The organism is Marivita sp. S2033, assembly GCF_046592965.1.
In the GTDB taxonomy this organism is placed as follows: domain Bacteria; phylum Pseudomonadota; class Alphaproteobacteria; order Rhodobacterales; family Rhodobacteraceae; genus Marivita.
Map to the genome: position 1 here is coordinate 226,501 of NZ_JBISBV010000001.1, position 22,150 is coordinate 248,650.

Sequence of the window (22,150 nt, forward strand, 5' to 3'; positions counted from 1 at the left end):
GCGCCAGAACCGCAAGGAGAGACCAGATGTCCACAGTCGCCGTCACCGATGACACTTTCGATGCCGAAGTGAAAAATTCAAGCGTTCCAGTTGTTGTCGATTTTTGGGCCGAATGGTGTGGCCCCTGCAAACAGATCGGCCCGGCCCTCGAAGAGCTTGCCGCCGAATATGGCGATACCATCAAGATCGCCAAGGTCGATGTCGACAACAATCCCAACACCGCCGCGGCGATGGGTGTGCGCGGGATCCCGTCGCTCTTCATCTTCAAAGACGGACAGATCGTCTCCAACCGCACCGGTGCTGCGCCAAAGGCGGCTCTCAAGGGCTGGATCGACGAAAGCATCTGAGGCTCCCCTCTCGTTTCGCAAACGCCCGGCCGTCACTGCCGGGCGTTTCGCGTTGCGGGGTTGTGTGACCTGCCTCTTCGGCCCATATCGACATCAAACGCGAGAAGGACAATCCATGGCTGACAACGAGTTTCCCGGCTGGCACGGCACCACGATCATCGGCGTTCGCAAAGGCGGCAAGGTCGTGATCGCAGGCGACGGGCAAGTCAGCCTCGGGCAGACGGTGATCAAGGGCACCGCGCGCAAGGTGCGGCGGATTTCTCCCGGCGGGTACGATGTCGTCGCCGGGTTCGCAGGCTCGACCGCGGATGCGTTCACATTGCTCGAACGGTTGGAGACGAAGCTCGAGGCGACGCCTGGTCAACTTCAGAGAGCCAGCGTCGAGTTGGCGAAAGACTGGCGTACCGACAAATATCTCCAAAAGCTCGAAGCGATGCTTATCGTCACCGACGGCAAGGATCTGTACGTCATCACCGGCGCGGGAGATGTGCTCGAGCCCGAGCATGATGTGACCGCCATCGGATCGGGCGGCAATTATGCACTGGCTGCCGGACGCGCTCTGATGGAGGGCGATCTTGACGCAGAAGAAGTGGCACGCCGCGCGATGGCGATTGCTGCCGACATTTGTGTCTACACCAATGGCAATCTGACCGTCGAAACCATCGAGGCCTGAATCGACTACGCCCGGTTCCGAAAAGGAAATCCCATATGACCGACCTCACTCCGCGCGAAATCGTCTCTGAACTGGACCGTTTCATCATCGGCCAGAAAGACGCCAAACGAGCTGTTGCCGTTGCGCTGCGCAACCGCTGGCGACGCAAGCAATTAAGCGATGATCTGCGCGATGAGGTGTACCCCAAGAATATTCTGATGATCGGCCCGACCGGCGTTGGCAAAACCGAGATCAGCCGCCGCCTCGCCAAACTCGCCCGCGCGCCCTTCCTCAAGGTCGAAGCGACCAAGTTTACCGAAGTGGGATATGTCGGGCGCGACGTTGAACAGATCATCCGCGACCTGATGGACGCCGCCATTGCCATGACCCGCGATCACATGCGTGAGGATGTGAAAGCCAAGGCACACGAGGCCGCCGAAGAACGCGTGATCGAAGCAATTGCCGGTGAGGGTGCCCGCGAAGGCACGCGCGAGATGTTTCGCAAGAAGCTCAAGGATGGCCTTCTCGATGACACCATCATCGAACTCGAACTTCAGGACACATCCAGCCCGTTCCCGACAATGGACATCCCCGGCCAGCCGGGCATGGGCGGTGCTGGCATGATGAATCTTGGTGATCTGTTCGGCAAGGCGTTCAGCGGGCGCACCACGCGCAAGCGCCTTACCGTGGCCGAAAGCTATGACATCCTGATCGCCGAAGAGGCCGACAAGCTGCTGGACGATGAACAGGTCAAGGAAGCCGCGCTCGAGGCGGTTGAACAGAACGGCATCGTTTTTCTTGACGAAATCGACAAGGTCGCTGCCCGCCAGGAAACCCGTGGCGGTGATGTCAGCCGCGAGGGTGTGCAACGGGATTTGCTGCCGCTGATCGAAGGCACCACTGTCAGCACCAAGCATGGACCGGTGAAAACCGACCATATCCTGTTCATCGCATCCGGCGCATTCCACATTGCCAAACCATCAGACCTCCTGCCCGAACTCCAGGGTCGCCTGCCGATCCGGGTCAACCTGCGCGCCCTCACCGAAGAGGATTTCGTGCGCATCCTGACCGAAACCGACAATGCGCTGACGCTGCAATACACCGCGCTCATGGCGACAGAAGAGGTGACCGTGACCTTCACCGAGGACGGAATCGCCGCCTTGGCCAAGATCGCGGCGGACGTAAACCAGAGCATCGAAAACATCGGTGCACGGCGTTTGTACACCGTCATGGAGCGCGTTTTCGAAGAGCTGAGCTTTGAAGCACCCGACAAATCCGGCGAAAGCGTCACCGTCGACGCGGACTTCGTGGAGCAACATCTGGGCGAATTGACGAGATCCACGGATTTGAGCAGATATGTTCTCTAGGCGCGGTCCAGTTTCTCTTTTTTCAGAATACTCCCGCCGGAGGCATCCTAACACTTCCCGGCGGGCCTGTTTCTGGATATGTGAGCGCCAACAACTCGCAAGAGGCGCTTATGAAACGATCCCGCATCAACGACATCCTGCGCGAAGGCGATGCCTTCATTCGCTCCTTCGGCTACACGCTGCCGCCATTTGCCTATCTGTCCCCGGATGCGTTGCGCGCCCGCGATCATACATGGATCAAGGCACGGCGCATGGGGTGGGACATTACCGATTACGGTGCCGAGCGCTTCGACGAGATGGGCCTGTTTCTGTTTACCGTTCGAAACGGGCTCACCAGCGATCTCGGCAAGGAAAGCGCTATGGTCTATGCCGAGAAAATTATGATTTCACAGCGCGATCAGCTTAGCCCGATGCATCGGCACGACCTCAAGGTCGAGGACATCATCAACCGCGGCGGCGGCACACTGGTGCTTGAACTTTACATGGCTGATCGCTCGGGCGAGATCGACCGTTCGGCAGAGGTGCAGGTGATGGTTGACGGCACATCGCGCAGTCTTCCCGCAGGTGGGCGTCTCAAGCTTGATCTCGGTGAATCCGTGACGTTGTTCCCGAATATATGGCACGCGTTCTGGGCCGAAGACGAAGATGTCTTGATTGGCGAGGTTTCGACTGTGAATGACGATCTGACCGACAATATATTCGAACAACCCATCGGGCGGTTTTCCAACATCGACGAGGACGAGCCACCGTTGCATCTGTTGGTGTCGGATTACGACACGTATCTGTGACGTAAGACGCCCCGCCTGTCGGCAGGGCGTCTTGGTCTTATAGCGGCCTTATGACATCCACCACCGCTCGGCCATCCGGCCATTGTCCATCTGCCAGAGGTTGCCGATAGTCTCTGGGTGGGACACCTTGCTGGCGACCGCTTGCACATAATTCGCGAACATCGGGAGGATCACGCCGCCTTCGTCGCGCAGAATCTGCTGCATCTCGTAATACATTTCGCGACGTTTGTTTGTGTCGAGTTCCGCACGCGCTTCGAGCAAAAGGTTCTGGAACCGCTCGCTGTCCTCGCGGCCCCATTGGGTGTCATTCCACGGCACGCCTTCCTCGTAGGCGCTCGAGAACATCCAGTCCTCGGTGGCGCGACCCGACCAGTAACACGCGCACCACGGCTTCTTGAGCCACACATTCGACCAATATCCGTCAGCCGGTTCCTGCACGACGTTGATGTTGATGCCACCCATCTTGGCCGAAGCCTGATACAGCTGTGCCGCATCCACCGCACCCTCGAAGGCCGCATTGGAGGCTGACATATCCACATCGAGCGAGTCGAGACCCGCTTCCTTGAGGTGGAATTTCGCACGATCGGGATCGTAGGCAATTTGCTCCATCTCGTCGTTGAAAAACTGGTTCGCGGGGCCGATGGGGGTGTCGTTGCCGACACGCCCGTGACCAAGCAGGATCTTGTCGACCATCTCTTGGCGGTTGACACCGTATTTCAACGCCTTGCGCACATTCACATCATTGAACGGCGCAACGTTGGTCAGCATGGGAAAGGTGTATTGCTGGTTGCCGGTAACTTCCTGGATACGGATCATCGGATTGGCGCGCAGCAACGCTTCGGTCTTGAAATCGATCCGGTTGATCGCATCCACCTGACCGGTCATCAGGGCGTTCATCCGCGCGGTATTGTCATTGATCGCGATATATTCGATCTCATCGAACCAGCCTGCGTCACCATCCTTGTAGTGTCCATCGACCCGGCTTGCGACCATGCGCACGCCCGGTTCAAACGACTCGACCTTGTAAAGACCGGTGCCGATCCCCTTGGCGATTGCTTCCTCGATCTGGCCTGCGGGATACATGAGCAGGTGGTAGTCAGACATAAGATACGGGAAATCCGCATTGCCCGCCTCCAGCGTGAATTGCACCTGATGATCGGTGATTTTCTTCATCTCGGTGATGGTGGAGATGATCGGCTGCGCGGCAGATTTCGCACCTTCGGCAACGTGAATTTGAAGCGACTCGATCACGTCATCGGCACCGAACGCCTTGCCGTTGTGAAAGGTCACGCCCTGTCGCAAGTTGAATGTCCAGACCTTGGCATCGGCCGAAGCCTCCCAATCTGTTGCCAACTCGCCTGCCAGCGAACCATCGGCTTTGATCTCGGTCAGGCTATCGAACACCGCACCTTGCGCGCTCGCGATCATGTAGAGATCCGAATGGGTGCGCCCATCCCAACTGTCTGACGTGTTGGCACCCGAGAGTCCCGCGCGAAGGCGCCCGCCCTTCTTGGCCTGTGCGCGCAGCGGCAGGCCGCTGGCTGCCAGAACCCCTGCGGCCGCGCCGGTCTTAAGTAGTCCGCGTCTTGAAATACGTGTCATCGTGTTCTCCCTGTTTTAGTTGGCGGTCTCGTGCCGCCTGACGGCCGTAAACGACCGATTCTCATGTCATCTTATCAATTGCAGCGTCGCCGATGTTATCAACTCCACGTTCATCGAGCAGATTGGTGAGCCAGTCCGGGTCCATTTCCGGAACTGAACTCAGCAATAGATCCGTGTAGGGGTGGTGTGGTGGCACAAACATTTCCGTCTTCGGACCTTGTTCGACAACCTTGCCCTCTTTCATCACCACAACCTCGTCAGCGATCGCCTTGACGGTCGCCAAGTCGTGCGTGATGAACATATAGCTCAACCGCAGTTCATCCTGAAGCCGCGCCAGAAGGCGCAGGATACCTTCGGCCACCAATTGATCGAGAGCGCTTGTCACCTCATCACAGATGATGAACTTCGGCTCTGCGGCAAGCGCGCGCGCGATGCCAACGCGCTGTTTTTGTCCGCCGGACAATTCACCCGGCAAGCGTTTGATATACTCAGACGCCGGCAATTCGATTTGCTCAAGCAATTCCTCGACCCGGCGGCGTTTGGCCTTTCCAGTCAGACCCATGTAGAACCGCACCGGGCGACCGATGATATCGCCAACGGTTTTGCGCGGATTGAGAGCCGTGTCGGCCATTTGGTAGATCATCTGAATCTGCCGCAACTGGTCCTTGGACCGCTTGCGGTAATCTGCGGGCAATGTTTCGCCGTCCAGCTGGATCAGTCCGTCGGTTGGGGGCAACAGCCCTGTGATGCAGCGGGCTGTGGTCGATTTGCCCGAACCGGATTCTCCGACAACCGCGACCGTGCGTCCTTCGTGAATGTCAAAGCTGACATTGTGCAACACCGGCACCTTGCCATAGGAGGCCGACATGTTCTGCACCGAGATAACCGGCGTTGCATCGCGTTTGACCGCTGGTTTTTGCGGACGCTCGAAAGCGCGAACAGCCCAAAGGCTTTTGGTATAGTCTTCTTCCGGCGCCGTTAGCATCGTCCGGGTATCCGCCTCTTCGACCTCGTCGCCTTTGAGCAGAACCTTGATCCGGTCAGCCATCTGGGCCACCACGGCCAGATCGTGCGTGATGTAAATCGCGGCAGTGTCGAATTGGTCGACAATATCGCGGATCGACGCCAGAACTTCGATCTGGGTTGTCACATCCAGCGCGGTTGTCGGTTCGTCAAAGATGATGAGATCGGGCCGACACGACATTGCCATCGCGGTCATCGCTCGCTGCAATTGGCCTCCCGAAACCTGATGGGGGTAACGGAAGCCGATTTCCTCGGGGTTCGGCAATCGCAGGCGGCGGTAAAGCTCGATCCCGTCTTCGATGCTCTCGGCGCGGGTCATCACATTGTGCTGCACCGGTCCTTCGGTGTGTTGGTCGATGATCTTGTGCGCCGGATTGAAACTGGCCGCCGCCGACTGCGCGACATAGGCGATCCGCTTGCCCAACAACGCCCGCTTTTGTGTTGCCGAGGCTTGCAGCAAGTCGATCCCGTCGAATGTGACCGACCCCTTGGACACCCGCACACCATCGCGGGTGAAGCCCATCGCGGCGAGCCCGAGCGTCGATTTGCCGGCGCCGGATTCTCCGATCAGACCAAGAACTTCGCCCTTGTCCAAATCAAGATCGACGCCGTTGATGATCGGCGACCACGCTTCGTCACTGCGCCCTTCGATCCAGAGATCGCGAATTTCGAGAAGCGCGCTCATTCCTTCAGCCCCGAACTTTTGTGCAGCATCCAATCGACGATAAAGTTGACGCCGACAGTCAGCAAAGCAATCGCACCGGCCGCCATCAGCGGCAGCGCCGCGGTCAGCGGTGAAAACGCCGCAAAGTTGATGAACTGAGCGCTGTCGCGCACCATCGTGCCCCAGTCGGCCAGCGGCGGCTGAATGCCGACGCCCAGAAAGCTGAGGGACGCGATTGTCAAAAACACGAAGCAGAAGCGCAAGCCGAACTCAGCCAGCAGAGGCGCAATCGCGTTGGGCAAGATTTCCTTGAAGATCAGATATCTCAGCCCCTCACCACGCAGCTTGGCCGCTTCTATGTAATCCATGACCACGATATTCGACCCCACCGCGCGGGCAAGCCGGAACACGCGCGTGCTGTCAATCACCGCGATGATCAGGATCATGTAGACGGTCAGCAACCAGCGTTCGGACCCTGCCCATGCGCTTGCGATGGTCATCAGCAACAGCGCGAAGATCAGCGACGGGATCGCCATGAGCACATCCACTGCGCGGCTAACGACCTGATCGAGCCATCCTTGCAACGTCGCTGCCAGAAATCCCAAAGAACCGCCCAGAAAAAACGCCAGGCATGTCGTGATGAATGCGATGCCCACCGTATTTTGCGCGCCGTATATCAAGCGGCTCAACAAATCACGTCCGATCTGATCGGTCCCCAGGAGGTGCGCCGGATCGCCTCCGGTGGCTTCGTTTCCACCAGGCAGGACATTCACGCGCGCGAAGATCTCGTCTTGACCATAAGGCGCCAGAACAGGCGCAAATATCGCGGTGATGGCGTAAAGTATAACGACCAAGACGCCGAAACTGGCTGTCAAAGGCATCTGGCGAAACAGCTTCTTGGTGGTCACAGTGCCGACATATTGGCCGAGCCATCGAAACAGGTACGCCGCCACCGCCGCGAAAAGGAAAAAATGCACGGCCCAGCGGAAAAACGTGACCCCGGCCACCGGCGTTCCGGCCTCGGTTTCCGTGGGCTGGAAATAGTAAATGATCGCCAAGACCAAAAGGCTTCCCGCCAGAACATACCCGAATGCCACCGCAAAGGGCATGTCGCGAAACCCTGGGGCGTTTGCAGTGACTTTTTGCCCCGCAAATCGAAACACCATCGCCCCCAAGGCAATCGCGGCAAGCGCCAAACCCGCTGTCATCGGCATGTTCATTTGGGATGCCTCAATCGGGGGTTCGACAGGATCGACATGATGTCTGCCAGTAGATTGAGCAGAATATAGGCTGCCGCGAAGATCAGGCAGCACGCCTGAACCACCGGGATGTCGCGTATCTTCACGCTGTCGACGAAGAGCTGGCCTATTCCGGGATACACGAACACAACCTCAACCACGACGACGCCGGTGATGAGATAGGCAAGATTAAGAGCGATGACGTTGATGATGGGCGCCAACGCATTTGGAAGCGCATGTTTCACGATCACCCGCATCGGTGATATCCCCTTGAGCCGCGCCATTTCGATGTAGGGGCTTGCCAGCAGATTGATAATCGCGGCGCGTGTCATCCGCATCATATGGGCCGTCACGACAAGCGTCAGCGTCAGCGCGGGCAACAACGTCTTCTCAAGTCGTTCGGCAAACGACATGCCATCATAGATGTTCGACAAGGAGGGCAGAACGGGGTTCAGGACCGCGAGAAACAGGATCAGCACGTAGGCCAGAAAGAATTCGGGCGACGAGATCGACGACAGGGTCGTCACATTGGCTGCGCGGTCGAACACGGAATTCCGGTAAAGCGCCGCAAGAATTCCCAGAACCAGCGACAGCGGTACGGCGATACAGGCTGTGACGGCGGCAAGAAACATCGTATTGGCAAAGCGCGGCGCGATCTGCTGTGCGACGGTTGTCCTCACACCGCTATCGGCACCGACGAAGCTGGCAAAGTTTGCTTGCGCGAATGAATTGCCAAGATCGCCTCGCATCGCGCCGGCAAGCCAATCAAAATATCGGACAACAGGCGGCTGATCCAGCCCAAGATCACGGCGGATCGAGGCAACGGCTCCGGGCGTTGCGCCCTGTCCCAGGATCGCCTGAGCGAAATCGCCGGGCAGCATGTTTACCGCGGTGAATATGACGATTGAAACAACAAAGAGCGTGAGCAGTCCAAGCGCGAGACGCTGCAAGATAATGCGAAGGACTGAATGCAAATGCTCGGCTTACACTTTGTTTCTTGGGTGGCGTACAGGTTAGCAACCGGTTCGCGCGAGTAAAACAGAAAAAGGAAAAAACCTCTATCCGTCTGGAATTGCGTCCATAATTCGCACCAGTTCCGCGCTTATGCCCGGTTCCGACAACGCATGTCCGGCGTTTCGGATCATCCGCAGGTCGCATTCCGGCCACGCGCGCGCCAATTCCCAGGCCCTGAGAGGAGGGCAGATCATATCGTACCGGCCCTGCACGATCACTCCGGGAACGCCCGAAAGACGGTGGACGTTTTTGAGAATCCATCCGTCCTCGTCGAGAAATCCGTTATTGATGAAATAGTGGTTTTCCAGCCGCGCAAAGGCACGCGCATATTCGCCGGGAGACTCGCCGCCGGACCCGTTCGAATAGACCGAGGCCAAGGCGTTCTCCCAGGCGGACCATGCCTTCGCGAAACGGGTTTCAGTCCGCAAGTCGCCACTGAACAGGCGATCGTGGTAGGCAGAGATCAAATCTCCTCGCTCGTTTTCGGGAATCATGTCAACGAAGCGCGCCCAGGTTTCGGGCCAGAATTGTCCGGCGCCGCCGCCATAAAACCAGTCAAGCTCCGCCTTTGTCATGGTAAAGACGCCGCGCAACACGAGATGGCTGACCGCCTGCGGGTGCGTGATGGCGTAAATGAGCCCCAACGTCGCGCCCCAACTGCCACCAAAGATAATCGCGTGCTCTATCCCCAAAGTTTTTCGGATGAGTTCGATATCCGCGACCAGATCCCATGTGGTGTTATTTACCACGCTGGCGTGCGGCCGGGAGCGTCCGCAGCCGCGCTGGTCAAACAATATAATCCGGTAGATCTTGGGATCGAAGTACCTGCGCATGGACGGGCTACAGCCGCCGCCGGGTCCGCCATGCAGGACAATCACCGGAATTCCTTGTTCCGCGCCGCATTGTTCGACATAAACCGTGTGCCCGTCGCCGACATCCAGCATCCGCTGATCGAACGGGTCGATGGGTGGATAGAGATATTGCACTGCGCGCTTTTGGCTCGGGAATTTATCCATACCCAAACTATATTGGCACTAAATACCAAAAGACCATGAGGAAACGTCGCATGACCGTGACCAGCACCGTCGATCCCACCGAAATTGCCAAATTCGAGGCTATGGCCGCCGAGTGGTGGGATCCCGAGGGCAAGTTCAAACCGCTCCACATGCTCAACCCGTGCCGTCTGGATTACATCTCGAACCAGATCGCCGCCGAGTTCGACCGAGACCTGACACAGCCATTGGCTTTCAAGGGCTTACGCATTCTTGACATCGGCTGCGGCGGCGGCTTGCTCTGCGAACCGATGGCGCGTCTTGGGGCCACCGTCGTTGGCGTCGATGCGGCAGAGCGCAACATTCCCGTCGCTCGCACCCATGCCGAACAATCGGGGCTCGAGATCGATTATCGCTTCACCACTGCCGAGGCGATGGCGGGTGAAGGAGAGCAATTCGACGTGGTTCTGAACATGGAAGTGGTCGAACATGTCGCTGACCCGTTGGCATATCTCACAGCATGCCAACAACTGCTCAAGCCCGGCGGGCTTCACATCTGCTCGACCATCAACCGCAATCCGAAAAGCTTTGCGATGGCCATCGTCGGGGCGGAATATGTCATGCGCTGGCTCCCCAAGGGCACGCATGAGTGGTCAAAGTTCATCACACCCGATGAGCTCTTTGAGCTTATGCGCAAGGCGGGCCTTGAACCGGTGGATCGCAAGGGTTTCCAGTTCAATCCCGTGACATGGAAATGGCGCTTGTCGGATCGTGATCTGAGTGTGAACTACGTCACAGCGGCGCTCAAACCGGCCTAATCTGCGCTATCGGGTTCGAGTTTGACGCGCAATTCGCGCAGCACAGGAATTGCGGCGCGCACCTTTGCCTCGCCCAGTTCCATCACCATCTCGTTGATCAGCGGCGTAATCGCCTCGATCGCGGCCTCCCGCGCCGTGCCGCCAGCCGGACTGATCGAGACCTGCTTGCGGCGGGCATCGTCCCAGTCGGGGCGAATATGGACATATCCCGCAGCTTCAAGCTTGCGCAGCGTGTTGGTCATTGCGCCCCGCGTGACGTGAAACGTCTTGGCAAGTTGCGCGGGCGTCTTTTCGGCGCCACCCCGCGCCAGTTGGTTCAACACCGAAAAATGCGAGATTTCCATCTTGTTCGGCAATACGCGTGTCAGACGGTTCCGCAAAAGCTGATCTGCGGTCAGCAATTCGCTGAATAGCGAGATGGCAAGAGGGCTGCTGTCGCTCATACCGGACCAGAGTACCCTCTAGGATGCTGTTTTGACGGGGCTGGTATGCACGTCTCTGCCATGTCGCCTAACGCAACGTCAATTGGCATCTTCGTTCCAGCCCGCGCACCGCGCGCTTGACAGCAGATCAACGCGCTACGCACCGGAATTACGCTTTCAACATCGGATCGAGCTTATTCGCACGATCCAAAGCGTAAAGCTCGTCACAGCCCCCGACATGCGTCTTACCGATAAAAATCTGCGGCACAGATGTCTTGCCATTGGCGCGTTGTATCATCTCGGGTTTGCGACTGGGGTCTGACCAGACGTCGATTTCCGTGAACGTCGCGCCTTTTTGCGTCAGCAAACGCTTTGCGGCATGGCAGAATCCGCACAGCGGAGAGGTGTAGATTTCGATGGTCGGCATGATTAATCCCTTTTGTCGTTTGTCAGGGATCTAGGTGGCCTTTGCAACACGCGCCAGAACCGCGATGAAAATCTTGTGCGAATGTAGCGGTCCCAGCGCCAAGGCACAGGCAGCGAGAGTTGCGCCCGACGTCATGACGTCGTCAACCAAAAGGATCGGCCGGCCGTGCAATACGGCCATCCTCTTGGGGTTGATGGTGATCGCGTCCGCCAGTTCCGCAAACCGCGCCTCACGGGATTTTCCGTTGAGCGATGCGGTGCGCCGCGACCGTCGCATCGCATCGGGGCAAAACTCCAGGTCAAGTCGCCGCGCCATCGCCCGGGCCAGCAAGGCCGATTGGTTGTAGCGTCGGCGCAACAGCCGGCCGAGGTGAAGCGGCACCGGAACCACCAGCGTATCGGACGGCGGTTTGATCGCAAGTGCGCTCACCATCCAATCCGCGGCGGTGCCGACAATTTCGTGCCGATCACCATGTTTCAATCCCAGCACCAGCTTGCGGCCCACGCCCTCATATTGCAAAGGCGCGCGGCCCTGATGCCAGGGGCGACCAACGGCTATGCAATCGTCGCACTGAACACCGTAATCGGACGCTCCGGGCAGTGGCACGCCGCACAGATCGCACACCAGTCCGGTGATAAAGGGCGTTTGCGCGAAGCAGTCGGCGCACAGGCCGTTCTCTTGCTCGACCATCCCGCCGCAGGCCAGGCATCGCGGCGGATAGATCATGCGCAGCGCGGTTTGCAATCCGGTGTGCAGCATCCTATTTGCCGATCATGTCCGAAACTCCTCAATTGACCGATCGCGCAGCGCTTGAACTGCACCGTGCCCGCGCGCTGCGTGATCCCGCGCTGTTTCTGCACGAAGAAGCGCTGGCCGAAATTCAGGATCGCCTGAGTCTGGTTAACAAGACCTTTAAGCGAGTGGCGATTGTCACGCCCTTCCCGCAGGTGTGGCAGAGCAGTTTTCCCGACGCGCATATCATCCCTGACACGGACATCCTCGATCTGACCGAGGGTGCACATGATCTGATCATCCACGCGATGGCTCTGCATTGGGCGAATGATCCGGTAGGGCAACTAATTCAATGTCGCCGCGCGCTTGTTCCCGACGGGCTGTTGCTGGTCATCGCGCCCGGCGGGCAAACCCTGCACGAATTGCGCGCGGCTCTTGGGCAAGCCGAGGTCGAGATCACTGGCGGCCTGTCGCCGCGTGTCGCACCCATGGCAGAGATCCGCGATCTGGGCGGCCTTTTGCAACGCGCCGGACTGGCCCTGCCTGTTGCCGATAGCGCCGTGGTGAACACCAGCTACGCTTCGGCCTTGCACCTGATGCGCGACCTGCGTGCCATGGGTGAAACCAACGCGTTGACCAACCGGATCAAGTGCCCGACGCGGCGCGAGGTGATGTTGCGCGCGGTTGCGCTCTATGGCGAGGCATACAAGCGCGACGGTGATCGCATCGCCGCCACGTTTGAGCTTATAACGCTGACGGGATGGGCGCCGGATGCGTCGCAACCTCAACCCCTGCGCCCTGGTTCGGCGGTCGGACGACTTGCGGACGCCCTCAATACGGCTGAAACGCCGCTGAAAGATTGACCTGCCCTGCATAGGGTTTAGGTATCCCAGAAACCGCATATAAGGACGCAGGACAGATGTTGGACGCCACCACACCCGCACAACGCCCGACCCACGCACCCAACGATCATCCAAAGGTCAAGACAGAGCGTGTCGGCATCCTGCTCGCCAATCTTGGCACGCCGGATGCCTACACCTATTGGCCGATGCGCCGCTATCTGAACGAGTTCCTCTCGGATCGGCGTGTGATTGATTACAGCCCCTGGAAATGGCAACCGTTGTTGCAGCTGATCATTCTCTCGAAGCGCCCGTTCACGTCCGGCGCGGCGTACAAATCCATCTGGAACGAAGAGCAGGGCGAGAGCCCTTTGATGACGATCACCAAAGATCAGACCGCCAAAGTGTCCGCCGCGATGCAGGCGCGCTACGGAGATCAGGTGATGGTGGATTTCTGCATGCGATACGGCAATCCGTCGACGAAATCCAAGGTGCGTGCGATGGTCGAGGCGGGATGCCGCAAGATCCTGTTCTTTCCGCTGTATCCGCACTACGCGGGAGCGACATCGGCCACGGCAAACGATGCGTTCTTCCGCGCCCTGATGGATGAAAAATGGCAACCGAGTGCGCGCACCGTCGATCCCTATTTCGACCATCCGCTTTATATAGAGGCGCTGGCCCAGTCGATCGAGCGTGCCTACGCCAAAGCTCCGAAACGCCCCGAGATTCTGGTCATGTCGTACCACGGAATGCCCGAGCGCTATCTCATGGAGGGCGATCCCTATCATTGCCAGTGTCAAAAAACGACACGTCTGGTCAAGGAGCGGCTGGGCTGGGGCGACACGGAAATCACCACCACGTTCCAATCTGTTTTCGGACCGGAAGAATGGCTCAAGCCCTATACCGTGAAACACGTCGCGGAGCTTGCCAAACAGGGGAAAACGAACATCGCCGTCGCCGCGCCGGCATTTTCAGCCGATTGCATCGAGACGCTGGAAGAGATCAACGAAGAGATCAAGGAAAGCTTTGAGGAGGCCGGCGGCGAACATTTCACCTATATCCCGTGCCTCAACGATGACGATGCCCATATCAAGGCGTTGTCGGCCGTAATCGAGGAAAACATGGGCGGCTGGCTTGAATGAAATCGCCGCCGAAACTGTGATCGCTCAACAAAAAAGGCGGTGCAAACGCACCGCCTTTTCCGTTTCGAATAATCCGCCGTGGATTAGTCAGCAGCAGCAGCAGCCAGCAGGGCGATAACGACCAGCGGGATGATGAGGCCAGCGGAAGAAGAGCTGGATGCGGCTTCTTCAACCACAACTACCGGCTCCATTACCACGTCATCTTTTGCGTAAGAACCGGCCATTGCTGTCGAAGCAGCACCAGCAAACGCAGCGGCGAGTACAAGTTTATTCATGTTAACCTCCAGATATTCGCCAATCGGAACGCATACAGCATCACACGACCAGCACCCAAGACTTACCTCGTAAGACTCTCTAACCAGCTTATCCGGGCAATTGCAAACCTATCTTATCACTCAACTTTCTCGCCGGATCGCATTGTCGTCAAATTAGCAACACCTGTGTGCCGACTTTCGCGAGCGCGTAAAGCTCTTCGATATGTTCGTTGTAAAGGCCGATGCAGCCGTTGGAGGAACGACGCCCGATCTTGCGCGTGTCATGGGTTCCGTGGATGCGATAATAGGTCCAGCTGAGGTGCAAGGCGCGGGTGCCGAGCGGGTTGTCCGGGCCGGGGGCGACATAGTCGGGCCACTCGGGATTGCGCTCTTTCATCGACGGAGTCGGGCGCCAATCGGGCGACGGATCTTTCAGCGTCACGCTGGTGCGACCGCGCCGCGTCAGGTCTTCGCTCAGCGGAACCGACGACGGGTAAAGCCGGTAATCGCCATTCTCGGCCCAATAATGCAGAGCACGCGAATCGATGTCGACTAGGATCGCACCATTGTTCAGATTGCTGAAATACGGACGCCAATCGAGCGTGCGGAAGCTTGAGATATTGCGCCGGACGGCCTGCGACAAATCGCGCTCCATCTCGGTTGTAGCCGCTCCATCAACGCTTTGCGCGATGGCTGGGGTTGCAAGAAATGCAGCCGAGCCTGCGAGAAACGCCCGGCGGTTTACGGAGAAACGCGGTGTATTTGCCATGACTGAGGCCTCTTTTGTTGCCAGCGACAGGATTCGAAGTCTTTAGTATATATGACCTGAATGCCGCAGTCGCAATTCAAAGGACCGCGAGATCTGCCAATCTCGCCTTTGTGTGTTTGCTCCGATCCGCTCAGCGGATAAGTGCGGCACTGATAATAAATAGGGTGGCGTAAGATGAAGCGTTCGACATTTCTGTTAGGTATGGCTGCAATGGCCCTGACCGCGTGCGCCGCGGAACCGATAGCACCGACGCTTGGCCCCGACGGCAAACCGCTGCCGCGCGTCTATCGGATCGGGCCGGGCGACAAGGGGCGTATCCAGTTCCGGATGCTCGATGCGATCAACTCTCTGCGCCAAGCCAAAGGTGCAACCGCACTCGAACTGGATTCCCGCCTCAACGCTGCTGCCGCCACACACGCACGTGACATGAGCGTGCAAAACCGGCCGTGGCATTTCGGCTCTGACGGATCGTCGCCCATCACGCGCATCCAGCGCGCCGGATATGACGGGCGCTTGGTGGGCGAAGCGATTTCGGAAACCTATGAGACAGAACTCGAGACGCTTGGCGCATGGATGGAAGCCGCGAATACGCGCACCGTCATTCTTGACCCGACAGCGCGCGATATGGGCTTTTCCTGGTATCAGGAATCCAACGGTAAGATCTGGTGGAACCTCATTCTGGGTGCGCCCGGAGAGTCGGGTTTCATTCCGCTCAACGCGCCGTCCTAAAGGCCGATATTCTCAGGGATTGATCGTGATCGGTGTGCCATCTTTCACCATCGCATAGATTTGGCGAATTTCACGGTTCGATACAGCGATACACCCCCACGTCCAGTCGCGCCCGCCCTTGCGATTCTTCCAGGGTCGGCCGTGAATGAAGATGTCGCCGCCGGGTGATTTGCCCATGGTGCTTGCGATCTCGATGTCCCGTGGACGCGGATAATCAATGCCGATCGACAGGTAAAAGTTGCTGTTGGGATTGCGGCGGTCAATGAGGTACTCGCCTTCCGGCGTTCTGCCGTCACCCTCGACCTGCTTGTGCCCCTCCGGAGCAAATCCGAGACCGACATCATAGCTTTCGAGAACCGTGTTGTGATGCAGCAAATGCATCCGCCGCTCGCCTTTGTTGACGATCACCCGCGTCACTTCGGGCCCGTCATAGGTTTGAAATTTGCTCGCGCATCCGCTCAGGCCCAAAGCCAGAGTAAGTAGAATAATTAGCCGAAACATGCCTGCCACACTGCTCTTGGTTTTTTTGACATGATACACGACCAAGAGCGATTTGGCGAAACGAAAACGCCACCTCACCGCTGATTTAGCTGTTTCTCAATGGCTTCAAGGCGATGCAGCACTTCATCCCGATACGCGTCGGTCTTTTCGTTGGATTCTTCGGCATGCGCGTCTTGCATGGAATTGACGATCAGACCCACCAGAAGGTTCACGACAGCAAATGTCGTGACCATGATGAACGGAACGAAGAATGCCCATGCCCAGGGATAGACCTCCATCACGGGCCGGACGATTCCCATTGACCATGATTCGAGCGTCATGATCTGGAACAGCGAATAAGCCGACTGACCGAGGTCGCCAAACCATTCGGGAAACGCTGCGCCAAAGAGCTTCGTCGCCATCACAGCGCCAATGTAGAAGATCAGCGCCATCAACAGAAAGACGCTGCCCATCCCTGGAAGCGCCGTGACAAAGCCCTCGACCACGCGTCGCAGACGGGGCGTCGCCGATATAACCCGAAGAATCCGCAAGATCCGAAGAGCACGCAGAACAGCGAACCCCTGGGTCGCCGGAACAAGCGCGATGCCCACGATGAAAAAATCGAAGAGATTCCAGCCATTGCGAAAGAAACGCCAGCCATGGGCAAACAGCTTGAGCCCGATTTCGATCACAAAGATCATCAGGCACAAAGTATCGAGCGTCAGGATAACCGGCCCCGCAAGAGCCATGAGCGTGTCAGACGTCTCCATCCCAAGCAGGATCGCGTTGAACACGATCACCCCGATGATGAAATTCGTCACCCATGGCTGCGCCATGAACGCGGCAACCCTGTTGCGCATCGCTTTGCCCTTCACCTGACCCGGCGCAGCAGCGCCACCAGTTCCACATGGGTGGACCATCGGAATTGATCAACCACTCTGACCCATTCCACGTCGAACCCGGCGCCAACTAGCGTTGCGGTGTCGCGCGCGAATGTCGCTGGGTTGCAGGACACATGAGCGATTCGCGATACGCTTGATTTCGCAAGTTCGGCCACCTGAGCTAGGGCACCGGCGCGCGGCGGGTCGATCACCACCGCATCGAAACGTGCAAGTTCGTCAGCCAGTAACGGGTTGCGAAACAGGTCACGGGCTTCATGTGTGACACGCTTCAATCCTTCGGTGTTCCGCCAACCATGATCCAACGCGACTACCATATCCCGGTCACCCTCAACGGCATGAACCGCCGCACGTTCGGCCAATGGCAGCGCAAATGTGCCACATCCGGCGAACAGGTCGGCGATGTGTTTCGCCCCTGTCAGAGCCTGCTTCACAGACTCTACGAGCACCGCTTCTCCTGCTTTGGTGGCTTGCAAGAACGCGCCGGGCGGCGGTGTCACGTGCGCGGTGCCAAGCCGCACCAGCGGTGCGCGGCGCTGCAATGCGACCTCGCCATCCCAGGCGATGCGCGCCAGGTCATATTCCCGCGCGAGCGCGGCAAGCGACTGATGCAAGTCCACGTCAAGCGGCTTGCCGCCGGTGACGGATACGTCCAATCCGGTGTCCGACAACGTCAGAAGAACCGACAGCTCACCCTTGCGCGACGCGGCCAACACGCCCAGCGCTTCGACCATTGGCAATGCGGCTGCCAGATCCGGATGCACCAACTGACAGTTGGGCACCGCGATGATCGTGTCGGAGGCCTTCATGTGAAAGCCCGCCAACGCACCCTTCTTGGTTCGGCGCACGGAAAAAGTTGCCCGGCGGCGCGATTGAGGCGGCGACGTGATCGGCAGGCCCGGATCGGCAGAAATCCCCTGCATCTCCAATGCCTGACGCACCACATCGCGCTTCCATTCCGCAACGAACCTGTCGGAGGCGTATTGCAACTGGCACCCGCCACAGGATTTTGCGTGCGGACACGGTGGTTTGACACGGCTCTCCGACGGCGTGACGATTCTGACGTCTCGCAAGTGATCACCGGCCAGAGTGCCGGTGACCTGCTCGCCGGGCAACGCACCGGGCACGAACACTGGCCCATCCGCGATACCATCGCCCAAATGGCCCAGCCGTTTGATGGTAAGTTCTGTCATGCGCCGGCTAATGCCTTAGCTGAGATGCCGGGTCGAGGCTTATTCCGCAGCATCGCGCAGATTGAGAAAGCCGCCAGATTGCCTGTCCCAGTAACGCGCATATAGTCCACCCTTGGCGAGCAGGTCGTCATGCGTGCCAATCTCGGCGATGTGGCCCTGATCCATGACCACGATCCGGTCCATGTTGGCGATGGTCGACAGGCGGTGCGCAATGGCCAGCACTGTCTTGCCGGTCATCACACGATCAAGCGCGGATTGGATCATCGCCTCGACCTCGGAATCCAGCGCACTTGTGGCTTCGTCCAGAACAAGGATCGGAGCGTCCTTGATGATCGCGCGGGCCAAGGCGATGCGCTGCCGCTGACCGCCAGACAGCTTGACACCGCGTTCGCCCAGGTGAGCGTTATAGCCGGTGCGCCCACGGTGATCCTCCAAGTCCAGAATAAACTCATGGGCCTCGGCCTTGCGCGCGGCGGCAATCACCTCGTCCTCGGTCGCATCGGGGCGGCCATAGCGGATATTGTCCATGGCCGACCGGTTGAACATCGCGGTCTCCTGCGTGACCATCCCGATCTGGCGACGCAAGCTTTCCTGTGTGACGTTGCCAATCGGTTGACCGTCTATTGAAATGACGCCGCTTTCGGTATCGTAGAGCCGCAACAGCAGCGCGACCAATGTTGATTTGCCCGCACCCGACGCCCCGACAATGGCAAGTTTTTCGCCCGGATGGATCGTGAGAGAGATATTCTCGATCCCTCCGGTTCTGCGTCCATAGGCAAAGCTGACATTGTCAAACGTCACTTCGCCGTTGTGCACAACCATGTCATTCGCATCGTGCGCATCGCTGAGCGTGTGCGCCGGCGTCAATGTGCGCATTCCGTCCTCAACCTCGCCGATGTTGGCGTAAAGACCCATCAACGTGAAGCTGACCCAGCCGGTCATCTGTGCAAGCCGCAAGCTGACTGCGCCCGTCGCCGCGATGTCGCCCGCTGAAATCAGACCGCGCGACCAATACCAAAGCGCACCGCCGATCAGAAGGACTGGCAAGACACCAGCCAGCGCCATGAGCCAGAAGCGGAACGCAACAGAAACGTACCCAAATTCAAGATAGCGCTTGCGATATTCGCCCATCGCGCCCAGCGCCGCGCGATCCTCATGGCCCATGTGAGCAAACAGCTTGACCGTCTTGATATTGGTCACGGTATCGACAACCTGCCCCGTCACCATGGCACGCGCCGACGCGCGCGCTTTCGAGCGTTTTCGGATGCGCGGCATGAAGTACCTGATCAAAAAGCCGTAGGCAATCATCCACACCAACAGACCGGCGGCGATCCGGATATCGACAGTGCCAAGCAGCAGGATCGCACCGACGACAGAGGCAAGCGCGAACAATACGGTGTGCACGATCTCGATCACGCTGTCGTTCAACGCGCGCGCAGTCTGCATTTCTTTCTGCGCAATCCGCCCGGCAAAGTCGTTGTCAAAGAACGTCACTGCCTGTCCCAGCGTGTAGCGGTGAATCCGAGACAACACGAGGTTCAGGATATTTGGCTGCATCAAGACGGTCTGCGAATATGCGCTTAAGCCCAAAACGGCAGGCCGCAGGAACAGGAAAAACACGGCCGACGCGATCAGCAGCCCAGAGCCGTCGCTGAAGACGGTCTCGGGCCCGGATTGCAATGCAGAGTCGATCACCTGACCCAACAGAATCGCCGCCGCAACTTCGGCCACCCCGCCAACGATTGACAACGCGCTGGCGAGCCACAGCACCGGCCAGCAGCCGCGCAGTGCCCATCCAAAGAACGCGCCGAGCGTGTTCGGAGGTGGCCCGTCAGCCGGGGCAAAGGGATCAATGAGAAAACGCTTCACTCTGCAGCCTCGGTTTTGCTATCAGTGTCGGTTGCGATGAACCCGCCAGATTGACGGGCCCAGAACCCCGCATATAGCCCGCCTTGCGCCAAAAGCGCGTCATGGGTGCCATCTTCGACAATTCGGCCCTGGTCCATGACCAATATGCGATCCATGTGCGCGATGGTGGACAAGCGGTGCGCAATCGCGATCACCGTCTTGCCCTCCATCATCCCGTAGAGCGTGTCTTGAATGGCTGCCTCGACTTCGGAGTCAAGCGCGCTGGTCGCTTCGTCCAGAAGCAGGATCGGCGCGTCCTTGAGGATCACCCGCGCCAATGTCACGCGCTGCCGCTGACCGCCAGACAGTTTCACGCCACGTTCGCCCACCTGAGCGTCATACCCGGTGCGACCCTGAGGATCGGCGAGATCGAGGATAAACTCGTGCGCCTGCGCTTGCCGGGTCGCCGCGACGATCGCCTCCTCGGTCGCATCCGGACGTCCGTATAGAATGTTGTCGCGCACGGAGCGGTGTAGCAGGGAACTGTCCTGTTGCACCATTCCGATGGCCAGCCGCAGACTGTCTTGGGTGACATGCTTGATGTCCTGACCGTCAATCAGAATGCGACCCTGCTCCGCCTCGTAGAACCGCAACAACAGCTTGACGAGCGTCGACTTCCCCGCGCCCGACCTGCCGATCAGTCCTACTTTCTGGCCCGGCTCGATTTTCAGATCAATCCCGTTCAGCCCACCGGAGGTGCGCCCGTAATGATGGGTCAGACCCTCAAGCTCGATCTTGCCCTTGCCAAGCTGCAACGGCTTTGCGCCGACATGATCCACCAGGGTGATCGGCTGTGCGATCGTCTGCATTCCTTCGGCGACCACGCCAAGCTGGCGGAAAAACGACGTCAGCGCCCACATGATCCAACCGGTCATGGAGTTCAGACGCAGCGTCAGCGCAATCGCCGCCGCAACGACTCCAACGCTGGCCTGCCCATTCATCCAGAGCCAGAACGCCCACCCCACAACAGACACGATCAACAGCCCGTTCAGGATCACGAGGACGACATCCATGATGGTGAACAGCCGCATTTCGTACTGAAAGGTCCGGCGGGTGTTTTCAATCGCGTCCTTTGCGTAGTCGAGTTCCTGAGTGTTGTGGGCGAACATCTTGACGGAATGGATATTGGTATAGCTGTCGACAACACGCCCCGTCACTTCAGAGCGTGCGTCCGACGCGGCTTGCGACGCCGGGCCGACCCGCTTTATCGTCCACACGACCAACGCGCCATAAAGCACAAGCCACCCCAGCATCGGGAGCGCCAACCGCCCATCTGCCTGCCCCAAAAGGATCAGCGCGCCGACGACATAGGCAATCGAAAAAGTGATCGCATCGAACACCTGAAACACCGCTTCCCCCGCAGCGGGCGGCGTTTGCATGATCCGATTGGCGATACGTCCGGCAAAATCATTCTCGAACCAGCCAACGGATTGGCGCAGCACGTGCTTGTGCGCGCGCCACCGGATGAGCGTGCCAAAGTTCGGCAGGATCGTATTGTTCAGCAGCAACACATCCAGCGCCTGCAAGGCCGGTCGGATCAGCAGAATGAACAGCGCCAGCGCGATCAGCCAGCCGCCATATTCGTCCCACACCTGAGACGGCTCACCGTTCAGGATATCAACAACCCATCCCATCGCCCAGATCAACCCGATCTCGATTCCCGCAACGATAACCGACATGATCGCGGCAAGAGCAAATACGCGTTTGAAGGGCTGGGCATAGTCGAGCATGAACGGCAGCAGCTTGGCGGGTGGTGCGTCCTTCTCGTCGTAAGCAACATAAGGATCCACGAGGTTTTCAAAGTAGCGAAACACCGTTTGGTCTCCTTTGGCGCAAATTTCACAGAAGGCG

The 22,150-nt window shown here is 58.6% G+C and carries 23 protein-coding genes; 8 read left to right on the plus strand and 15 right to left on the minus strand.

Going from position 1 to position 22,150, the window contains the following annotated elements; translation table 11 throughout:
- Positions 1 to 26 precede the first annotated feature (26 nt).
- The 4 genes from trxA (at position 27) to ACGKZZ_RS01100 (ending at position 3,154) form a co-directional block, all read left to right on the plus strand.
- Positions 27 to 347: a thioredoxin gene (trxA, locus tag ACGKZZ_RS01085; protein WP_411221583.1), complete on the plus strand. Its 321-nt coding sequence runs from the start codon at positions 27 to 29 to the stop codon at positions 345 to 347.
- 115 nt (positions 348 to 462) lie between these two features.
- Positions 463 to 1,020: an ATP-dependent protease subunit HslV gene (gene hslV, locus ACGKZZ_RS01090; protein ID WP_411221584.1), complete on the plus strand. Its 558-nt coding sequence runs from the start codon at positions 463 to 465 to the stop codon at positions 1,018 to 1,020.
- A gap of 35 nt (positions 1,021 to 1,055) precedes the next feature.
- Positions 1,056 to 2,366, plus strand: a complete 1,311-nt coding sequence (gene hslU, locus ACGKZZ_RS01095; RefSeq protein WP_411221585.1) for an ATP-dependent protease ATPase subunit HslU — start codon at positions 1,056 to 1,058, stop codon at positions 2,364 to 2,366.
- Positions 2,367 to 2,476: 110 nt separating this feature from the next.
- Positions 2,477 to 3,154, plus strand: coding sequence for a D-lyxose/D-mannose family sugar isomerase (locus tag ACGKZZ_RS01100; protein ID WP_411221586.1), 678 nt, complete (start codon positions 2,477 to 2,479; stop codon positions 3,152 to 3,154).
- A gap of 48 nt (positions 3,155 to 3,202) precedes the next feature.
- On the opposite strand, the gene ACGKZZ_RS01105 is transcribed toward ACGKZZ_RS01100, so the two are convergent.
- From ACGKZZ_RS01105 to pip, 5 genes are all read right to left on the minus strand, one after another.
- Complete coding sequence (locus ACGKZZ_RS01105) at positions 3,203 to 4,756, minus strand: ABC transporter substrate-binding protein (protein WP_411221587.1); 1,554 nt, start codon at positions 4,754 to 4,756, stop codon at positions 3,203 to 3,205.
- Positions 4,757 to 4,817: 61 nt separating this feature from the next.
- The gene (locus ACGKZZ_RS01110) at positions 4,818 to 6,464 is read right to left on the minus strand and encodes an ABC transporter ATP-binding protein (protein ID WP_411221588.1); all 1,647 of its coding nucleotides are present in this window, start codon (positions 6,462 to 6,464) and stop codon (positions 4,818 to 4,820) included.
- Positions 6,461 to 7,657: an ABC transporter permease gene (locus ACGKZZ_RS01115; RefSeq protein WP_411221589.1), complete on the minus strand. Its 1,197-nt coding sequence runs from the start codon at positions 7,655 to 7,657 to the stop codon at positions 6,461 to 6,463. The genes ACGKZZ_RS01110 and ACGKZZ_RS01115 overlap by 4 nt, the downstream gene beginning before the upstream one ends.
- 2 nt (positions 7,658 to 7,659) lie before the next feature.
- A complete protein-coding gene (locus ACGKZZ_RS01120; RefSeq protein ID WP_411221590.1) occupies positions 7,660 to 8,655 on the minus strand; it encodes an ABC transporter permease in 996 nt (331 codons plus the stop codon).
- Between the two features lie 84 nt (positions 8,656 to 8,739).
- Complete coding sequence (pip, locus tag ACGKZZ_RS01125) at positions 8,740 to 9,711, minus strand: prolyl aminopeptidase (RefSeq protein ID WP_411221591.1); 972 nt, start codon at positions 9,709 to 9,711, stop codon at positions 8,740 to 8,742.
- Between the two features lie 50 nt (positions 9,712 to 9,761).
- On the opposite strand from pip, the gene ubiG reads away from it, so the two are divergent.
- Positions 9,762 to 10,505 carry a bifunctional 2-polyprenyl-6-hydroxyphenol methylase/3-demethylubiquinol 3-O-methyltransferase UbiG gene (gene ubiG / locus ACGKZZ_RS01130; protein ID WP_411221592.1) on the plus strand — a complete coding sequence of 248 codons (744 nt, stop codon included), beginning with the start codon at positions 9,762 to 9,764 and terminating at the stop codon, positions 10,503 to 10,505.
- On the opposite strand, the gene ACGKZZ_RS01135 is transcribed toward ubiG, so the two are convergent.
- The 3 genes from ACGKZZ_RS01135 to ACGKZZ_RS01145 form a co-directional block, all read right to left on the minus strand.
- Entirely contained in the window at positions 10,502 to 10,948 is a 447-nt protein-coding gene (locus tag ACGKZZ_RS01135) for a MarR family winged helix-turn-helix transcriptional regulator (protein WP_411221593.1), read from the minus strand. The genes ubiG and ACGKZZ_RS01135 overlap by 4 nt on opposite strands.
- Before the next feature lie 148 nt (positions 10,949 to 11,096).
- Positions 11,097 to 11,354 (minus strand): glutaredoxin 3, encoded by a 258-nt coding sequence (gene grxC, locus ACGKZZ_RS01140; RefSeq protein WP_411221594.1) that lies wholly within the window; start codon positions 11,352 to 11,354, stop codon positions 11,097 to 11,099.
- Between the two features lie 30 nt (positions 11,355 to 11,384).
- Positions 11,385 to 12,113: a ComF family protein gene (locus tag ACGKZZ_RS01145; RefSeq protein WP_411221595.1), complete on the minus strand. Its 729-nt coding sequence runs from the start codon at positions 12,111 to 12,113 to the stop codon at positions 11,385 to 11,387.
- 14 nt (positions 12,114 to 12,127) lie between these two features.
- Here ACGKZZ_RS01145 and ACGKZZ_RS01150 point away from each other — a divergent pair, with 14 nt between their 5' ends.
- Together ACGKZZ_RS01150 and hemH are read left to right on the plus strand one after the other, a co-directional pair.
- On the plus strand, positions 12,128 to 12,949 hold the full coding sequence (locus ACGKZZ_RS01150; RefSeq protein ID WP_411221596.1) for an SAM-dependent methyltransferase: 822 nt from the start codon (positions 12,128 to 12,130) through the stop codon (positions 12,947 to 12,949).
- A gap of 56 nt (positions 12,950 to 13,005) precedes the next feature.
- A complete protein-coding gene (gene hemH / locus ACGKZZ_RS01155; RefSeq protein WP_411221597.1) occupies positions 13,006 to 14,067 on the plus strand; it encodes a ferrochelatase in 1,062 nt (353 codons plus the stop codon).
- An 83-nt stretch (positions 14,068 to 14,150) separates the two neighbouring features.
- On the opposite strand, the gene ACGKZZ_RS01160 is transcribed toward hemH, so the two are convergent.
- Both ACGKZZ_RS01160 and ACGKZZ_RS01165 read right to left on the minus strand, forming a co-directional pair.
- The gene (locus tag ACGKZZ_RS01160; RefSeq protein WP_411221598.1) at positions 14,151 to 14,342 is read right to left on the minus strand and encodes a ferrochelatase; all 192 of its coding nucleotides are present in this window, start codon (positions 14,340 to 14,342) and stop codon (positions 14,151 to 14,153) included.
- 148 nt (positions 14,343 to 14,490) lie between these two features.
- Complete coding sequence (locus ACGKZZ_RS01165; protein WP_411221599.1) at positions 14,491 to 15,090, minus strand: L,D-transpeptidase; 600 nt, start codon at positions 15,088 to 15,090, stop codon at positions 14,491 to 14,493.
- A 174-nt stretch (positions 15,091 to 15,264) separates the two neighbouring features.
- Here ACGKZZ_RS01165 and ACGKZZ_RS01170 point away from each other — a divergent pair, with 174 nt between their 5' ends.
- Complete coding sequence (locus tag ACGKZZ_RS01170) at positions 15,265 to 15,819, plus strand: CAP domain-containing protein (protein ID WP_411221600.1); 555 nt, start codon at positions 15,265 to 15,267, stop codon at positions 15,817 to 15,819.
- A 12-nt stretch (positions 15,820 to 15,831) separates the two neighbouring features.
- Here ACGKZZ_RS01170 and ACGKZZ_RS01175 read toward each other — a convergent pair whose 3' ends face one another.
- From ACGKZZ_RS01175 to ACGKZZ_RS01195, 5 genes are all read right to left on the minus strand, one after another.
- Positions 15,832 to 16,320, minus strand: a complete 489-nt coding sequence (locus ACGKZZ_RS01175; RefSeq protein WP_411221601.1) for a L,D-transpeptidase family protein — start codon at positions 16,318 to 16,320, stop codon at positions 15,832 to 15,834.
- Positions 16,321 to 16,394: 74 nt separating this feature from the next.
- Entirely contained in the window at positions 16,395 to 17,159 is a 765-nt protein-coding gene (locus ACGKZZ_RS01180; protein ID WP_411221602.1) for an ion transporter, read from the minus strand.
- A gap of 11 nt (positions 17,160 to 17,170) precedes the next feature.
- Positions 17,171 to 18,391, minus strand: a complete 1,221-nt coding sequence (locus ACGKZZ_RS01185; RefSeq protein WP_411221603.1) for a class I SAM-dependent RNA methyltransferase — start codon at positions 18,389 to 18,391, stop codon at positions 17,171 to 17,173.
- Between the two features lie 39 nt (positions 18,392 to 18,430).
- On the minus strand, positions 18,431 to 20,260 hold the full coding sequence (locus ACGKZZ_RS01190; RefSeq protein ID WP_411221604.1) for an ABC transporter ATP-binding protein: 1,830 nt from the start codon (positions 20,258 to 20,260) through the stop codon (positions 18,431 to 18,433).
- Positions 20,257 to 22,113 (minus strand): ABC transporter ATP-binding protein, encoded by a 1,857-nt coding sequence (locus tag ACGKZZ_RS01195; RefSeq protein WP_411221605.1) that lies wholly within the window; start codon positions 22,111 to 22,113, stop codon positions 20,257 to 20,259. Before ACGKZZ_RS01195 ends, ACGKZZ_RS01190 begins: the two co-directional genes overlap by 4 nt.
- Between the last annotated feature and the right edge of the window lie 37 nt (positions 22,114 to 22,150).